Origin of the sequence: Mesorhizobium sp. LSHC420B00 (assembly GCF_000503055.1) — a bacterium.
Classification (GTDB): domain Bacteria; phylum Pseudomonadota; class Alphaproteobacteria; order Rhizobiales; family Rhizobiaceae; genus Mesorhizobium.
In genome coordinates, this window is the sequence record NZ_AYVY01000002.1 from 728,554 (window position 1) to 745,326 (window position 16,773).

Annotated in this window: 17 protein-coding genes and 1 tRNA gene; 7 read left to right on the top strand and 11 right to left on the bottom strand. The window is 62.9% G+C overall.

Annotated elements, in window-relative coordinates:
- The first annotated feature begins 99 nt into the window (after positions 1-99).
- Positions 100-585 carry a Holliday junction resolvase RuvX gene (gene ruvX / locus X760_RS47420; protein ID WP_023717759.1) on the top strand — a complete coding sequence of 162 codons (486 nt, stop codon included), beginning with the start codon at positions 100-102 and terminating at the stop codon, positions 583-585.
- On the opposite strand, the gene X760_RS47425 is transcribed toward ruvX, so the two are convergent.
- The 3 genes from X760_RS47425 to X760_RS47435 form a co-directional block, all read right to left on the bottom strand.
- The gene (locus X760_RS47425) at positions 552-863 is read right to left on the bottom strand and encodes a DUF6105 family protein (RefSeq protein ID WP_023717760.1); all 312 of its coding nucleotides are present in this window, start codon (positions 861-863) and stop codon (positions 552-554) included. The two genes, ruvX and X760_RS47425, sit on opposite strands and share 34 nt — an antisense overlap.
- A complete protein-coding gene (locus X760_RS47430) occupies positions 863-1,417 on the bottom strand; it encodes a hypothetical protein (protein ID WP_023717761.1) in 555 nt (184 codons plus the stop codon). Before X760_RS47430 ends, X760_RS47425 begins: the two co-directional genes overlap by 1 nt.
- A 163-nt stretch (positions 1,418-1,580) precedes the next feature.
- Positions 1,581-3,209, bottom strand: a complete 1,629-nt coding sequence (locus tag X760_RS47435; protein ID WP_023717762.1) for a DNA alkylation response protein — start codon at positions 3,207-3,209, stop codon at positions 1,581-1,583.
- A gap of 155 nt (positions 3,210-3,364) precedes the next feature.
- Here X760_RS47435 and X760_RS47440 point away from each other — a divergent pair, with 155 nt between their 5' ends.
- From X760_RS47440 to X760_RS47460, 5 genes are read left to right on the top strand one after another with little or no spacing between them, the layout of a single operon-like run.
- The gene (locus tag X760_RS47440) at positions 3,365-4,330 is read left to right on the top strand and encodes an aspartate carbamoyltransferase catalytic subunit (protein WP_023717763.1); all 966 of its coding nucleotides are present in this window, start codon (positions 3,365-3,367) and stop codon (positions 4,328-4,330) included.
- Positions 4,327-5,613 carry a dihydroorotase gene (locus X760_RS47445; RefSeq protein WP_023717764.1) on the top strand — a complete coding sequence of 429 codons (1,287 nt, stop codon included), beginning with the start codon at positions 4,327-4,329 and terminating at the stop codon, positions 5,611-5,613. Before X760_RS47440 ends, X760_RS47445 begins: the two co-directional genes overlap by 4 nt.
- A gap of 57 nt (positions 5,614-5,670) precedes the next feature.
- Positions 5,671-6,258 carry a glycerol-3-phosphate 1-O-acyltransferase PlsY gene (gene plsY / locus X760_RS47450; RefSeq protein ID WP_023717765.1) on the top strand — a complete coding sequence of 196 codons (588 nt, stop codon included), beginning with the start codon at positions 5,671-5,673 and terminating at the stop codon, positions 6,256-6,258.
- Positions 6,255-7,379, top strand: coding sequence for a DNA-processing protein DprA (gene dprA, locus X760_RS47455; RefSeq protein WP_023717766.1), 1,125 nt, complete (start codon positions 6,255-6,257; stop codon positions 7,377-7,379). The genes plsY and dprA overlap by 4 nt, the downstream gene beginning before the upstream one ends.
- Before the next feature lie 44 nt (positions 7,380-7,423).
- Complete coding sequence (locus tag X760_RS47460; protein ID WP_023717767.1) at positions 7,424-7,819, top strand: hypothetical protein; 396 nt, start codon at positions 7,424-7,426, stop codon at positions 7,817-7,819.
- 87 nt (positions 7,820-7,906) lie between these two features.
- On the opposite strand, the gene X760_RS47465 is transcribed toward X760_RS47460, so the two are convergent.
- Positions 7,907-7,982, bottom strand: a tRNA-Lys gene (locus X760_RS47465).
- Positions 7,983-8,290: 308 nt separating this feature from the next.
- Here X760_RS47465 and X760_RS47470 point away from each other — a divergent pair.
- The gene (locus X760_RS47470) at positions 8,291-8,770 is read left to right on the top strand and encodes a BA14K family protein (protein WP_023717768.1); all 480 of its coding nucleotides are present in this window, start codon (positions 8,291-8,293) and stop codon (positions 8,768-8,770) included.
- Between the two features lie 148 nt (positions 8,771-8,918).
- On the opposite strand, the gene glpK is transcribed toward X760_RS47470, so the two are convergent.
- The 7 genes from glpK to X760_RS47500 form a co-directional block, all read right to left on the bottom strand.
- Positions 8,919-10,412 (bottom strand): glycerol kinase GlpK, encoded by a 1,494-nt coding sequence (gene glpK / locus X760_RS47475; RefSeq protein ID WP_023717769.1) that lies wholly within the window; start codon positions 10,410-10,412, stop codon positions 8,919-8,921.
- A gap of 146 nt (positions 10,413-10,558) precedes the next feature.
- Positions 10,559-12,286 (bottom strand): ABC transporter substrate-binding protein, encoded by a 1,728-nt coding sequence (locus X760_RS77140; RefSeq protein WP_023717770.1) that lies wholly within the window; start codon positions 12,284-12,286, stop codon positions 10,559-10,561.
- 77 nt (positions 12,287-12,363) lie between these two features.
- Positions 12,364-12,630: a DUF2160 domain-containing protein gene (locus tag X760_RS0137275; protein ID WP_031193610.1), complete on the bottom strand. Its 267-nt coding sequence runs from the start codon at positions 12,628-12,630 to the stop codon at positions 12,364-12,366.
- Between the two features lie 173 nt (positions 12,631-12,803).
- Entirely contained in the window at positions 12,804-13,718 is a 915-nt protein-coding gene (locus X760_RS47485) for a carbohydrate ABC transporter permease (protein WP_023717772.1), read from the bottom strand.
- 1 nt (position 13,719) lies between these two features.
- Entirely contained in the window at positions 13,720-14,586 is an 867-nt protein-coding gene (locus X760_RS47490; RefSeq protein WP_023674893.1) for a sugar ABC transporter permease, read from the bottom strand.
- Position 14,587: 1 nt separating this feature from the next.
- Positions 14,588-15,655, bottom strand: coding sequence for an ABC transporter ATP-binding protein (locus X760_RS47495; RefSeq protein ID WP_023717773.1), 1,068 nt, complete (start codon positions 15,653-15,655; stop codon positions 14,588-14,590).
- Between the two features lie 9 nt (positions 15,656-15,664).
- Positions 15,665-16,744 (bottom strand): ABC transporter ATP-binding protein, encoded by a 1,080-nt coding sequence (locus X760_RS47500; protein WP_023717774.1) that lies wholly within the window; start codon positions 16,742-16,744, stop codon positions 15,665-15,667.
- Positions 16,745-16,773: the final 29 nt, after the last annotated feature.

Genomic DNA, 16,773 nt, shown 5'->3' on the forward strand with positions numbered 1-16,773 from the left:
TTGCTTCGGTAGAGGCTAGAACGCCGACGGCGAAATTAAAGTGCCGCGGCATATGTTGCGCGTATAGGAAGTGCGGCGTCGCGGTCAAAGGAAAAGCCGTTGGGCATCATCACGATCGAGGAGTTGCCGGGCCGGCTCGGCGGCGGCAAGACCCTGGCTGGGCTTGACCTCGGCGACAAGACGATCGGCGTGGCGGTTTCGGACCGCGGCTTGTCCTTCGCGCACCCGCGCCCTGTCATCATGCGCAAGAAATTCTCGCTCGATGCCGCGGTGCTGCTCGCTCTGCTGCAGAAGGAAAATGCCGGCGCAGTGGTGATCGGCCTCCCCATCAACATGGACGGCTCGGAAGGCCCACGCGCCCAAAAATCCCGCGCTTTCGTCCGCAACATGGCTGGATTGACCGATCTGCCGTTCGTCTTTTGGGACGAAAGGCTGTCGACGGTGGCGGCCGAGCGGACACTGATCGAGATGGATTTTTCCCGCAAGAAACGCGCCGGCAAGATCGATTCAGCGGCGGCGGCCTTCATCCTGCAGGGTGTTCTCGACCGGCTTCAGGCGCTCGGAGTCGATGCCTGGTCGAAATAGCGATTGCGCGTTGCCTTGATCCAGCTGCCGATCGCCTTGCGGCGGCGAAATGCCCAGAACGCCATCAGCAGTAGGCCGTCGAAGACGCAAGCCTTCGCCACCATGCCCGGGATGAGCGCCGGATCGACGCCGAGCATCTGCCCATAAAGCTGGAAAACGAGATCGTGCAATTGGCGGCTCAGCATGACATAGCCGAAATTGATGTCGTTGAGCGACAGAAAGAACCAGCCCCAGAACAGGAGGAGCGGAGCCGCCCACAGCGCGAACAAGGTGCGCATCAGCGATCGTCCCTCGAATCCGGCCGGCCCGAAATGCGCGCAAGCGAGGAATTGTACGCCGCTGCCTTGGCCATGATATGCGCGGCCGCGCGGATTTCGCCGGTCACTGGAACTGCCGCGGCAGCGGCTGAGCGCCGCTCGGCGAGCATCGCGACATATGACGCCAGAAGTGCCGCCAATTGCACGGCGACAACCATGAACAGCCCATTGATACCTTGCGCAGCGCCGCCGATGACGATCAACGACAGCACGCCCGAGGCCGAGATGAAGGCGATCCGCACAACACTGTCGGCTGGGTCCGGGTTGGTGGCGTCGCTGGTCAATGCTTCAACAAAGGCCCAGCAGAACAGCACCGCGACGACAAGCAATGCCACGGCGAGCGGCGCCACGACGACGGCGTTTTCAAGATCGGCAAAGCGAGTGTTCTGGACGGGAACGCCGAGCACGCCAAGGGCCGCCGCGACGCCACGATTCCCATCGATGCAGATGAACGCCAGCAGGGCGAAAACGGCCGCCCAATGCAATGCCAGAAAAGAGCTCAAAATATGCCGCATGACGCTCCTGCTTCGCAGGACAAAGACCGCTCAGCCGAACAGTCCTTGCCTTAACCATAACACTGGGCTTTGCCACCGGCCGCCGCAATGGAAACCATTTGTTAAGGTTAACGATCATCCACAGGGCGCGCGAAAAAAAGCGGCTACGACCCGGGCGACGGCACTAGTTGATCGGCGGGTAGAGCGTGTCGATGATCATCCGCGCATCGTGGCGCGAATCGAGCATTCCATAGGTGTTGCGCCACTGGCCGGCGAGGCGCGTCTCGACGAAGGCGTCGGCGATCCGCCCTGCCCCCAGCCTGCGAAGCTCTGCCGCCGCCGCCGACAATGCCAATTGCTCGGTCAACAGCCGCGCTGAGCCCTCGTCGGTTGCAGCGACCTGCATTGCTGCCTTGAGCACGCCGACGGTGCCGCGTCCGCCAGCGCCGAGATCGCGGTCGATGCCGGCCAGCACGTCATCGAACAGGCCTGGCGCGCGGCCGAGCACTCGCAACACGTCGAGCGCCATGACGTTGCCTGAACCCTCCCAGATCGCGTTGACCGGAGCTTCGCGATAGTAGCGGGCGAGCGGCCCCTCCTCGACATAGCCATTGCCGCCGAGGCATTCCATCGCCTCATAGAGCAGCGGCGGCGCAATCTTGCAGACCCAGTATTTGACGACCGGCGTCATGGCGCGGGCGAAGGCCGCCTCGCCGCGGTCGCCGGCCGCCTCGTCGAAGGAGCGCGCCAGCCGGAACGACAGCGCGGTAGCGGCGGCAACGTCGAGCGCCATGTCGGCCAACACACGCTGCATCAGCGGCTGCTCGATCAGATTGGTTCCGAACACCTGGCGGTGGCGCGTGTGGTGGACGGCCTCGGCCAGTCCGGCCCGCATGATCGCCGAGGAGGCGACGGCACAGTCGAGCCGCGTCAGGGTCACCATGTCCATGATCGTCTTCACGCCGGCGCCGGGCTCGCCAACCATCTCGCCGATTGCATTGACGAATTCCACCTCGGAGGACGCATTGGAGCGGTTGCCGAGCTTGTCCTTCAGCCGCTGAAAGCGGAAGCCGTTGCCGGATCCGTCGCCAAGCAAGCGGGGAACCAGAAAGCACGACAGTCCCTCCGGCGCCTGTCCGAGCACCAGGAAGGCATCCGACATCGGCGCCGACATGAACCATTTGTGGCCGGTCAGGCGATAAAAACCGCTGCCGGCGCGCTCGGCCTTGGTGACGTTGGCACGAACATCGGTACCGCCTTGCTTCTCGGTCATGCCCATGCCGAGCGTCAGCCCGGCTTTTTCGACCGGCGGCTTTTGGCCCTGATCGTATTTGCGCGTCGTCACCCGAGGCGCCCATTCGCGAAACAGTTTCGGGCTGGCCATCAGCGCTGCCAGCGAAGCGCTGGTCATGGTGATCGGGCAAAGATGCCCGGTTTCGAGCTCAGCCGTGAGGTAAAAGCGCGCGGCGCGCACCTGGTGGCGGCGGCCGATCTCGGCGTCGCCATTCTCCCAGACCGACGAATGCAGCCCGTTGGCGACCGAGCGGCGCATCAGCGCGTGATAGGCGGGGTGGAACTCGACCTGGTCGATGCGCCGGCCCTGGCGATCATGGGTCCTGAGCTTCGGCGTCTCGACATTGGCAAGACGGGCCAGTTCCTGCGCCTCATGCGTCAAAACGAAACGGCCAAGCCCGTCGAGGTCCTTGCGCACCGGATCGGAAAAGCGCTCGGCAAGCTGGATCAGCAACGGATCGCCCCGCCAGGCGTTGCCGCCGGCCAGCGGCGGCGGCTGGTTGGTCACGTCGTCGGTCACGCTTCGTCCTTATCACCTGAAGTCTGCGAATCCAAAGTCATCGCGGTTTATAGCCTATGGCCGGCGGCGCGCGACGAAAATACCGGGGAGAACCGATCCAATCCCAAGCCGGTGCTTGCAGCCGCGGAGCCTCCCCCCTATAGCAGCGACTTGAGATGACTGACGCATCGTCCCTTCCACTTTATCCCCACCGCCATCTTCTAGGCATCCGCGATCTTTCCCCCGCCGACATCGAGCTTCTGCTCGACCGGGCGGACCGGGCCGTTGCCATCTCGCGGCAATCGGACAAGAAGACATCGACGCTGCGCGGCCGCACCCAGATCAATCTCTTCTACGAAGCCTCGACCCGTACGCAATCGTCGTTCGAGCTGGCCGGCAAACGGCTCGGCGCCGACGTCATGAACATGTCGGTGGCAAGCTCGTCGGTGAAGAAGGGCGAGACGCTGATCGATACCGCGATGACGCTGAACGCCATGCGCCCCGACATATTGATCATCCGCCACCAATCGGCGGGCGCGGCGGCACTTCTTGCTCAAAAGGTCGGCTGCTCGGTGGTCAATGCCGGCGACGGCGCTCATGAACATCCAACGCAGGCGCTGCTCGACGCGCTGACCATCCGCCGCGCCAAGGGTCCGTTGTCGAAGCTGATCGTGGCGATCTGCGGTGACATCCTGCATTCGCGCGTGGCCCGCTCCAATATCATTCTGCTCAACGCACTCGGTGCCCAAGTACGGGTCGTCGCCCCTTCGACGCTTTTGCCCGCCGGCATCGAGAAGATGGGCGTCATCGTCACCCGCTCGATGGGCGAGGGTCTGAAGGACGCCGACGTGGTGATGATGTTGCGCCTGCAGCGCGAACGCATGGAAGGCGCTTTCGTACCCTCGGTGCGCGAATATTTCCGCTATTTCGGGCTCGACGCCGAGAAGCTGAAAGCGGCCAAGGACGGTGCGCTGGTCATGCATCCCGGCCCGATGAACCGCGGAGTCGAGATCGCCTCCGAGATCGCCGACGGCCCGCAAAGCGTTATCCAGGAACAGGTTGAGATGGGCGTCGCCGTGCGCATGGCGGTGATGGAAGCGCTGCTCGACCCCCGTCGAAACCACGAGGGCCACGGCGCATGAGCATAACGGTCTTCAGCCGCGCCCGCATCGTCGACCCATCGCGCGGCATCGACGAGATAGGCACCGTCATCGTCGAAGGGCGCAAAATCGTTGCCGCCGGCAAGGCGGCCTTGAACCAGGGCGCGCCCGAAGACGCCACGATCATCGAGTGCGCTGGTAAGGCGATCATCCCCGGCCTGATCGATGCACGTGTCTTCATCGGCGAACCGGGCGGCGAACACCGCGAAACCATCGCATCGGCGAGCATTGCTGCGGCGGCGGGCGGCGTCACCTCAATCGTCATGATGCCCGATACCGACCCGGTGATCGACAATGTCGCACTGGTCGAGTTTGTGCTGCGCACCGCCAAGGACACGGCAATCGTCAACATCTTTCCGGCGGCAGCGATCACCAAGGGGCTGGAAGGCCGCGAGATGACCGAATTCGGCCTATTGCGCGAGGCTGGAGCGGTCGCCTTCACCGACGGCCGGCATTCTATTGCCAGCGCGCTGGTGATGCGTCGCGCGCTGACCTACGCGCGCGATTTCGACGGCGTCATCGCGCATGAAACCCAGGACGCCGATCTCGCCTCGGCCGGCGTGATGAACGAAGGCCTTTACGCAAGCTGGCTTGGCCTTGCCGGCATTCCTCGCGAGGCCGAATCAATCCCCCTGGAGCGCGATCTCGCGCTGGCTCGCCTGACCGGCGGCTCCTATCACGCTGCCAAGATCTCGACGGCTATGGCGGCAGACGCGGTAGCGCGCGCAAAAGCCGACGGCGCCAACGTCACAGCAGGCGTGTCGATCCACAATCTGTCGCTCAACGAGAATGATGTCGGCGAGTACCGCACCTTCTTCCGGCTGACGCCGCCGCTGCGCGCCGAGGAAGACCGGCTGGCGATGATCGAGGCGGTCAAGGACGGCACCATCGACCTCATCGTCTCCTCGCACGACCCGCAGGACGTCGACACCAAGCGCCTGCCCTTCGCCGATGCTGCGGCCGGCGCCATCGGGCTGGAAACGCTGCTGGGCGCGGCGCTGCGGCTCTATCACAATGGCGACGTGACGCTGCTCCGGCTGGTCGAGACCTTATCCACCGCGCCGGCTAGATTGTTCAGCCTGCCCGGCGGCACGCTGAAACCGGGGGCTTTGGCCGACCTTGCACTCGTCGATCTGGACGAGCCATGGATCGTCAGCGAGAGCGGCATCCGCTCGCGCTCGAAAAACACCTGTTTCGAAGGCGCGCGGCTGCAAGGCAAAGTCTTGCAAACGATGGTGGCGGGCCGCACAGTGTTTTCGGCCTAGGACGGAACAGGCGTCACGCCTTCAAATCCGTTCAGCCAAGGAAACTTCGGGGGAACAATGGCTTACAGTCCCGTCTTGGCATTGGTGTTCGGCTATCTTCTCGGCTCGATCCCCTTCGGGCTGCTGATCACCCGTGCCGCCGGCCTCGGCGACGTGCGCAACATCGGCTCCGGCAACATCGGCGCCACCAATGTGCTGCGCACCGGCAACAAGGGTCTGGCGGCGGCCACCCTGCTGCTCGACGCCCTTAAAGGCACCGCGGCTGTGCTGATCGCCGGCCGCTTTGCACCTGAGCTCGGACTCTGGGCCGGTTTCGGTGCGTTTCTAGGCCACCTCTTTCCGGTCTGGCTCGGCTTCAAGGGCGGCAAGGGTGTCGCCACCTACGTCGGCGTGCTGATCGGCCTTGCCTGGCAGGTGGCGGTGATCTTCGCCGTTGTCTGGCTCGCGGTGGCTTTCCTGTTCCGCTACTCCTCGCTGGCGGCATTGACGGCAGCGGTCGTCGTGCCAGTGGCCTTGTACTTCCTGAGCACGCCGCAGATTGCCGGGCTTTTCGCGGCGATGAGCCTGATCGTCATCATAAAGCACCGCGCCAACATTGCGCGGCTGCTTGCCGGCACCGAGGGTAAGATCGGGGCAAAGGAGTGAGCGAGCCCGCCGCCGGGCCGCGCCTCAGCGACCGGCAGCGGCTGAGCTGGCTTCGCCTGATCCGCACGCCGAATGTCGGCCCGGCTTCCTTTCGCGACCTGATCAACCGGTTCGGTTCGGCCGAAGCAGCGCTTGCGATGCTGCCGGAGCTGATGATTTCGGGTGGCGCCAAAAAAATCGTCCGCATTCCGTCCATTGCCGAGGCCGAGGCCGAGCTGGAGGCAGCCAGGCGGGCGGGCGCCCGCTTCGTCGGCATCGGCGAGGCGGATTATCCGCCGCTGATGAAGAGCATGGACCATCCGCCGCCGTTGCTCGCGGTCAGGGGCAGTAGTGCGGTTTTCCGCTTGCCCGCGGTCGCCATCGTCGGCGCTCGCAACGCCTCGCTGGCCGGCATCAAGATGGCGCGGATGCTGGCGGCGGATCTCGGCCGCGACGGCTATGGCATCGTCTCCGGCTTGGCGCGCGGCATCGATACGGCCGCGCACCAGGGCAGCCTTTCGACCGGCACGATCGGTGTGCTCGCCGGCGGCATCGATTTGCCCTACCCGCCCGAAAATGCCGGGCTGTGCGACGAGATTGCCGAGCGCGGTGGCGCCATCGTCTCGGAAATGCCGTTTGGCTGGCAGCCGCGCGCGCAGGATTTTCCGCGCCGCAACCGGCTTGTTGCTGGCGCCGCATTGGGATTGGTGGTGGTCGAGGCCGCACAGCGCTCCGGCTCGCTGATCAGCGCCCGGCTTGCCGGTGAGATGGGCCGACTGGTCTTCGCCGTTCCCGGTTCGCCGCTCGATCCGCGCGCCGCCGGCACCAATGGCCTGCTCAAGGACGGCGCCACCCTTGTCACCGAGGCCGCCGATGTCACCAGTGCGATCGCGCCGCTGGTCGGCGCCTGGGCGCCAAGGACATCGCCGCTTGAAGAGCCGCCCGACTTTCCGGCAACGCCGCCGCCGCGCGAGGATGACCGCGACCGCGTCGTCGAGGCACTCGGCCCGACGCCGGTAGCAGTCGACGAGATCATCCGCCACACCGGCCTGCATCCCGCCCAAGTGTTCATGGTGCTGCTGGAGCTCGACCTCGCCGGCCGGCTCGAACGCCATGCCGGCGGTAGTGTCTCGCTGATTTGACCGGGAGCTTGCGCATGTCCCGGCGCGCATTCAGACGTGATTTCATGACCGATCTAAGCAACAAACCAAAGCGGACGCTGTTCACTCGTAAGACGGCCTTCGTTTGGGCGGCATTGAGCGTCGTGCTGGCGCTGCAATGGTCGATGGATCTCGGCACGCTGGGTTTTCCCGACAGCTATACAACGCCCTTCGCAAGAGGGACGAGCACGCTTCTGGGCATTCTGACGGCAGCCTGCATGGCCCAGGGTCTCTACTTTTTCCTGGCCGGCGTGTTCGGCAGAAAGGTAAGCGCCGTCGGTCTTTGCCCGCAAATCCTTGCCGCAGCGGTTCTCACGGTGGTGCCGGCGCTTATCGTGAAGGATTGTCCGCATTCGCAGCTGTGCAGCAGAGCCTATGAGGCGCTCACCGGCACGATGATGGACGATGGGGCGGGTGGTTAAGGCCACCGCATGCGTTCGGCACGAGGTTGTCACCCATCTCTTAGGTACAAACTGTTACCCATGTCTCCGGGCCGTACATCTGGATTTTGGTGAGCGCGATGGGATTCGAACCCATGACCTACTGATTAAAAGTCAGTTGCTCTACCGGCTGAGCTACGCGCTCCCGCGGGCTCAGAAAGGCCGCCCTCGAAATTGCGCGGAACATAGGGAGAGTGCCTCTGCCGGTCAACCGGAAAAAGACGGCTCGCACACCGGGCTTTCCAGCAGTGTCATCATGCCTTGCGGAGCGCTTCGGCGTTGACGGAACTGCCTCCCTCTCGCGCAAGGCCGAAGCTCGCCCTCTATGGCGACAAAGGCAAGCAGCAAATCGGGAGAACCTTTGCGGATCAGCAACTTGGGATTTTTGGCGGAACAATTTGCGCAGCCTGCCCGTTTCCCGCGATAAGGGACATGCGTTTCAAGGAGAAGATCATGAATAGGATCATGTCGGGCCTGCTGGCGACCACTCTTTCGATCTCATTCGCTGCCGCGGAGATCGTGCCAGTCAACGCTCAGCCCAGCTATGCGCCCCCGGCCCAGGGGATCACCTCGAATGTCCAGACCGTCCAGTACGAGCCGTGGCGGAGGCACCGGAGTTTCAACCGCGATTTCTCGCGTCGCGATTTCTCCCGGCGCAGTTTTGCGCGTGACGATGGCATGTATTGGCGTGGCCATCGCGGCTATCGCGAATATCGTCGCGGCTATCGCCGTCACGGTGACTACTGGTTCCCGCTGGCCGCCTTCGCCACCGGAGCGCTGATTACGGGCGCTATCGTCAACAGCCAGAATCGTGTCTATCGTGGCGATGCCCACGTGCAGTGGTGCTACGACCGTTATCGGAGCTATCGCGCTTCTGACAACACTTACCAGCCCAACTACGGTCCGCGCCGGCAGTGCCGGTCGCCTTACTGAGTCCTAAAGCGCGTCGCGTTCGATCGGCCTCATGCGACGCGCTATCGCAAAACCGCTGTTTGCGCGACATGCATTAGATTAGAGGCTGCAGGCCCGCGCCCGAAACGGCGCGGGTGTTTCATTAGTGCGTATCCGGTGGCATCCCTGCCTATTGAGTACTGAGCGTCCTGCGTACAGCGTGGCGCCAACCTGCCAGCTTGGCGGCACGTGTCGAAGCATCCATGTCCGGCTTGAACCGGCGCTCGAGCGCCCAACTCCTGGCGAATTCCGCGGCCTTCGGCCAGACACCCGCCTTCGAGCCGGCCAGCCAAGCCGCACCAAGCGCCGTCGTCTCGAGAATTGTCGGCCGGTCGACCGGCGCATCGAGAATGTCGGCCAGCCGCTGCATGGTCCAGTCCGACGCCACCATGCCGCCATCGACCCTGAGCACGGTCTTGGCCGAGGCGCCCTTCCAGTCCTTTCGCATGGCGTCAAGCAGGTCGCGGGTCTGGAAGGCAACGGATTCCAGTGCCGCGCGGGCAAATTCCGCCGGCCCCGAATTGCGGGTCAGCCCGAAGATGGCGCCGCGCGCCTCGGCATCCCAGTGCGGTGCGCCGAGCCCGACGAAAGCCGGCACCAGATAGACGTTCTGCGTTGGATCAGCTTCCGCCGCCAATTTGCCGCTCTGCTCGGCCTTGCCGATCACCTTGATGCCGTCGCGCAGCCATTGTACGGCGGCGCCGGCGATAAAGATCGAGCCCTCCAGTGCATAGGTGGTCTTGCCGTTCAGCCTATAGGCGATGGTGGTCAAAAGCCGGTTCTTCGAACGCACCAGATCGCTGCCGGTGTTGAGCAGCGCGAAGCAACCGGTGCCGTAGGTGGATTTCATCATGCCCGGATCGAAACAGGCCTGGCCGATCGCCGCCGCATGCTGGTCGCCGGCCACACCGAGGATTCTGATCTCTGCACCAAACAGGCTTTTGTCTGTGATTCCAAAATCATCGGCACAATCTTTCACCTGCGGCAGCATTCTTGCAGGTATGCCAAGAATGGCCAGCAGCTCGTCGTCCCAGGCATTTTGTTCGATGTTGTAGACCAGTGTGCGCGAGGCATTGGTGGCGTCAGTGGCGTGGACCTTGCCGCCAGTCAGGCGCCAAATCAGAAAACTGTCGATGGTGCCGGCCAGCAGTTCGCCCTTCTCGGCGCGTTTTCTGGCGCCCTTCACCTTGTCCAGCATCCAGGCGATCTTGGTGCCGGAGAAATAGGGATCGAGTAGCAGGCCGGTCTTTTTTGTGAATTTCTTCTCCAGCCCCAGCTTCTTCAGTTTCTGGCATAGCGGCGCGGTGCGGCGGTCCTGCCAGACAATCGCGTTGTGGATCGGCTTGCCGGTCTCTTTGTCCCAGATGACGACGGTTTCGCGCTGGTTGGTAATGCCGATCGCGGCGACTTCGGCTGCGTTGCGGCCAGCTGTCTTCAGCGCGGCCTTCACCGTTTCCACGACGCTTGCCCATATCTCCTCGGGATCGTGCTCGACCCAGCCGGAGGCCGGATAATATTGAGTGAATTCCTTTTGCCCGCTGCCGACGACCTTCATCTTGTCGGCGAACAGGATCGCCCGGCTCGATGTCGTCCCCTGGTCGATTGCAAGGATGTATCCGGTCATTCTCTCTCCCGTCGAAGCGAATTCAAAGGTGCTACGGTGTCTCGACGCCAGACGGCGCGGAGCCGTTCACGCAAACAGGGGAGACGGCAACATGCCGCCTCCCCTGAGCATGGCGATGCGGGCGCGGACGCCCGCATCAAACGGTCCTATTGCTGCCAGCTCTTCACCAGCTCGTCGTAGTTGATGGTGACCGGCTTTTCCTTCTCGTTCTCGATCTTGAGCTGAGGAGCGAGATTGCCCTTCTTGACCGCGTCGGCGTTCCAGTAGGCGAGGTCATGCTCTTCGGCCATCTTCGGGCCAATATCGCCCTGGACGCCCGACTTCTCGATGCGGCTCATCACCTTTTCCTGCTCGGCGCAGAGCGAGTCCATCGCTTCCTGCGGGCTCTTGGCGCCCGACGAAGCATCGCCGATCGCCTGCCACCAGAGCTGTGCCAGCTTCGGATAGTCCGGCACGTTGGTGCCGGTCGGCGACCACTGGACACGCGCCGGCGAGCGGTAGAACTCGATCAAGCCGCCGAGCTTTGGCGCACGTTCGGTGAAGCTCTTGTCGTGGATCGTGCTCTCGCGGATGAAGGTCAGGCCGACATGGCTCTTCTTCACGTCGACCGTCTTCGAGGTGACGAACTGCGCGTAGAGCCAGGCGGCCTTGGCGCGGTCGGTCGGCGTCGACTTCATCAGCGTCCAGGAACCGACGTCCTGATAGCCGAGCTTCATGCCGTCCTTCCAGTAGACGCCATGCGGCGACGGCGCCATGCGCCACTTCGGCGTGCCGTCGTCGTTCAGCACGGCCTTGGCGCTGGCGTCGACCATGCTGGCGGTGAAGGCGGTGTACCAGAAGATCTGCTGGGCAACCGCGCCCTGCGCCGGAACTGGCCCCGATTCGGAGAAGGTCATGCCTTGGGCTTCCGCCGGTGCATAGGCCTTCAGCCAATCGAGATACTTCTGGATGGAGTAGACGGAAGCCGGACCATTGGTGTCGCCGCCGCGCGCCGTGCAGGAACCGACCGGACGCGAATTCTCGTCGACCTTGATGCCCCATTCGTCGACGGGCAGACCGTTCGGAATGCCCTTGTCGCCATTGCCGGCCATCGACAGCCAGGCGTCGGTGAACCGCCAGCCGAGCGACGGGTCCTTCTTGCCATAGTCCATATGGCCGTAGACCTTCTTGCCGTCGATCTCACGCCCGGTGAAGAACGCTGCAATGTCCTCATAGGCCGACCAATTCACCGGCACGCCGAGGTCGTAGCCGTATTTGGCCTTGAAGTCCGCCTTGTTCTTCTCGTCGTTGAACCAGTCGTAACGGAACCAGTAGAGGTTCGCGAACTGCTGGTCAGGAAGCTGGTAGAGTTTCTTGTCGGGCGCGGTGGTGAACGAGGTGCCGATGAAATCCTTCAGGTCGAGATTCGGATTGGTGACATCCTTGCCGTCGCCTGCCATCCAGTCGGTCAGGTTGCGCACCTGCTGGTAGCGCCAGTGCGTGCCGATCAGATCGGAATCGTTGACCCAGCCGTCATAGAGGTTCTGGCCGGTCTGCATCTGGGTCTGGATCTTCTCGACAACGTCGCCTTCCTGGGTGACGTCGTGCGTAACCTTGATGCCGGTGATGGCTGTAAAGGCCGGCGCCAGCACCTGCGATTCATACTGATGCGTGGCGATGGTTTCGGAAACCACCTTGATATCCATGCCGGCGAAAGGTTTCGCGGCATCGATGAACCATTGCATTTCGGCTTCCTGGCCGGCGCGGTCGAGCGTCGACAGGTCGCCGATTTCCTTGTCCAGGAAGGCCTTGGCCTCGTCCATTCCGGCATAGGCGTTGCTTGCCCCGAGCAACAGGACAAGCGCAGTTGTTGATGTCAAGAATTGCCGTCGCATGTATTTCCTCCACTGTTAAGTTCAAAGTGCGATCTGGATCGGCGGCCGGCACGCCGCCGTTCCAACAGTTTCCCCCTCTATACGTAGCGGAACACGCCGACGGCGTAGACCACGGAGAGAGCGAGAGCCCACCACAGATTGGGTCCGACTAGACCCAGCCAAGCGAGATGGATAAAGGCACTGCCAAGCAGCGACAGGAACAAGCGGTCGCCGCGCGTCGTTTCGAAGCGCAGCACGCCGACGCGCGGATTGCCGCCCGGCGAGACGTATTCCCACACCGCCATGCCGCAAAGCAGCAGAAAGATGGTTCCAAAGAAGGCCGCGGTCGGCCACGTCCACGCCATCCACGAAAAATCGAGGTTGGACGAGAGGTTAAATCCCCACAGGCGGATATTGGCCGGATCGCTGAAGCCTACCGTTATTGCCACGAAATCGATTTGAAGGGCCACCCAGGCCACGACGACCAGGGCGAGAAACAGCACGGCCCACCACCATGGGCTTCTGTCGACCTGCTCCATCATACCCTCCCCAGGGCAAAGCCCTTGGCGATGTAGTTGCGCACAAACCAGATGACGAGCGCGCCGGGAATCAGCGTCAGCACGCCGGCTGCGGCGAGCAGCCCCCAATCCATGCCGGCGGCCGAAACGGTGCGGGTCATGGTCGCGGCGATCGGCTTGGCGTCCGTGGTCGTCAGCGTGCGGGCGATCAGCAGCTCGACCCACGAGAACATGAAGCAGAAGAAGCACGCCACGCCGATGCCGCTCGCAATCAGCGGCATGAAGATCTTGATGAAGAAGCGCGGGAACGAATAGCCGTCGATATAGGCGGTCTCATCGATCTCCTTCGGCACCCCCGACATGAAGCCTTCGAGGATCCACACCGCCAGCGGCACGTTGAACAGGCAATGCGCCAGAGCCACGGCGATATGGGTGTCGATAAGGCCGAAGGCCGAATAAAGCTGGAAGAATGGCAGCGCGAACACCGCCGGCGGCGCCATGCGGTTGGTCAGCAGCCAGAAGAACAGATGCTTGTCGCCGAGGAAGCGATAGCGCGAAAAAGCATAGGCAGCAGGCAGTGCTGCGGCCACCGAAATCACCATGTTCATAACCACATAGGTGATCGAGTTGATGTAGCCCGAATACCAGGACGCGTCGGTGAAGATGGTGCGGTAATTCGCCAATGTCGGTGCGTGCGGGTAGAGCGTCAGCGACGAGACGATCTCGCCATTGGTCTTGAAGCTCATATTGATGAGCCAGTAGATCGGCAAAAGCAGAACGATGATGTAGAGCGTCGGCACGATCCACCACCAACGCGACTCCTCGCCGCGACGGCGCATCAGCCGTGCGATCTCGTCCTGCCGCAGCGTGCTGGCTAATCCTTGCGAAGCTGTCGTCTCGCTCACTCTGTCGGCTCTTTCGTCAGCGCGGCTCATCTCAGCGCTCCGCGTCGTAATTGGTCATCACGGTGTAGAACACCCATGACAACAACAGGACGATAAGGAAGTAGACCAGCGACATCGCCGCCGCCGGGCCGAGGTCGAACTGGCCGAGCGCCGTCTTGACGAGATCGATCGAAAGAAAGGTCGTCGAGTTGCCGGGTCCGCCGCCGGTCACCACGAACGGTTCGGTGTAGATCATGAAGCTATCCATAAAGCGCAGCAGCACGGCGATCAGCAGCACGCGGTTCATCTTCGGCAGCTGGATGTAACGGAACACCGCCCAGCGCGAGGCACCGTCGATCTTGGCCGCCTGATAAAAGGCATCCGGGATCGAGACCAGGCCGGCATAGCAGAGCAGAACGACGAGGCTGGTCCAATGCCAGACGTCCATGATGATGACCGTGACCCAGGCGTCATAAGGATCTTGCACATAATTATAGTCGATGCCGAGCGCGTTGACGTAATAGCCGAGCAGGCCAATGTCGTTGCGCCCGAACACCTGCCAGATGGTGCCGACGACGTTCCACGGGATCAGCAGCGGCAACGCCATCAAAACAAGGCAAACAGGCACGCCCCAACCCTTCTTCGGCATATTGAGCGCAATGAAGATGCCGAGCGGCACTTCGATCGCCAGGATGATGAAGGAGAAGACAAGGTTGCGGATCATCGCCTGCCAGAAGCGGCTGGAGGAAAGCAGTTCCTCGAACCACTCGGTGCCGGCCCAGAAGAAGACGTTGTTGCCGAAAGTGTCCTGCACCGAATAATTGACAACCGTCATCAGCGGTATGACCGCCGAGAACGCCACCAGCAGCAGCACCGGCAGCACCAGGAACCAGGCTCTGTTGTTCCAGGTCTTTTCCACTTCAGGCTCCCATCTCGACGCGCCAGGAATCGGCATAGATGTTGATGCCGGCCGGGTCGAACCGCACCTTCGGATCAGCCGGAACTGTCTCGTCCTCGCCGATGATGGCGGCGATCTCGCGCCCTTCGAGATTGGCACGGACCACCTTGTGGCGGCCGACGTCCTCGACCTTGCTGACCCGGACGGCCATGCCCTGGCTGCCCAGGCGCACATATTCGGGACGGATGCCGAGCTCGATGGCGCCGCCGCCCGCCTTGGGCACGCCCGGCAGTTCGATCTGCTGCGAGCCCAGCTTCGCGGTCTTGCCGTCGATCGCCACCGGCATGACATTCATGCCGGGCGAGCCGATGAAATAGCCGACAAAGGTGTGGCGCGGGCGCTCGAACAGCTCCGCCGGTGTGCCGATCTGCACGATTTCGCCGTCATACATGACGACCACCCTGTCGGCGAAGGTCAACGCCTCAGTCTGGTCGTGCGTGACATAGACCATGGTGTAGCCGAAGCGGCGGTGAAGCTGCTTCAACTGCGAGCGCAGCACCCATTTCATATGCGGGTCGATGACGGTCAAAGGCTCGTCGAACAGGATGGCATTGACGTCGGAGCGCACCAGCCCGCGTCCGAGCGAGATTTTCTGCTTCTGATCGGCGGTCAGTCCGCGCGCCTTTCGTTTGGCCATATCGGCCAGCCCGGTCATCTCCAGCGTCTCGCGCACCTTGCGGTCGACGTCGGCCTCCGGCACGCCGCGATTGCGCAGCGGGAACGCCAGATTGTCGTAGACGGTCATCGTGTCGTAGATCACCGGGAACTGGAAGACCTGGGCAATGTTGCGCTCTTGGGTCGACAGATTGGTCACGTCCCTGCCGTTGAACAGCAACTGGCCGTGCGAGGGATGCAGCAATCCCGAAATGATGTTGAGCAGCGTAGTCTTGCCGCAGCCGGACGGGCCTAGCAGCGCATAGGCGCCGCCATCCTCGAACGTGTGGTGCACTTCCTTCAGCGCGAAATCGGCATCCGTGCGGGGGTTCTGCAGATAAGAGTGGCGGATATGATTGACATCGATGCGCGCCATCGCTTCCTCCTAAGCCGCCAGCTTCGGCGCGGCCACGGCGCGGCCGTGCTCGTCGAAGACCATGATGTGGCGCGGGTCGATGAACACCTCGACCTCCTCGTCCGGCTCGAAGTCGCGAATGCCGTGGGTCAGCATGACCCAGCGCGCATCGGCAAAATCGAGATGGATGAAGCTTTCCGATCCCGTGATCTCGGTGATCGTCACCTTTGCGCGCACCGGCACCGCGGCGGCGTCGGGCCGATCGAGGGAAAGATGATGAGGCTGGAAGCCGATCGTATAGATCGCATTGGCAATGCCGAAGAGTTCGGCCGGCACCGGCAATTTCACGCCGCCCTCGAGCAGGAAATCCAGGCCCTTCTTGGCAAGCACGATGGTGTTGAGCGGCGGATCGGCGAAGGTTCTCGCCGTCACCAGATCGACCGGCTTGCGGAACACTTCGATGGTCGGCCCGAACTGGGTGATGCTGCCTTCGGAAAGCGTCGCCGTGTTGCCGCCGAGCAGCAAGGCCTCGTGCGGCTCGGTCGTGGCATAAACGAAGATTGTGCCGGCGGCCGCGAATATCTTCGGCAGTTCCGCGCGTAATTCTTCGCGCAGCTTGTAGTCTAGGTTGGCGAGCGGCTCGTCGAGCAGCACGAGGCTGGCATTCTTGACGATGGCGCGGGCCAGCGCGGTGCGCTGCTGCTGGCCGCCCGACAGACTGAGAGGCGTGCGATCGAGATAGGGCGTGAGTTTGAGAAGGGCGGCGGCATTGCGCACCTCCCTGTCGATCGTTGCCTGATCCGTGCCGGCCACCCGCAGCGGTGAGGCGATGTTTTCGTAGACCGTCATCGCCGGATAGTTGATGAATTGCTGGTAGACCATGGCGACGTTGCGCTTTTGCACAGGCATGCCGGTGACATCCTTGCCATCGAACCAGACCGAGCCGGAGGTCGGCACGTCGAGGCCCGCCATCAGCCGCATCAGGCTGGTCTTGCCGGAGAGCGTCGGCCCGAGCAGGACGTTGAGCGAGCCGTGCTGAAGCGTCAGCGAGACGTCGCGGATATGTTCCGCCGCACCCACCGTCTTCGTCACGTTTCTCAGTTCAAGCATGATGCCTCCTCCCAGGCTTTCTGCATTAG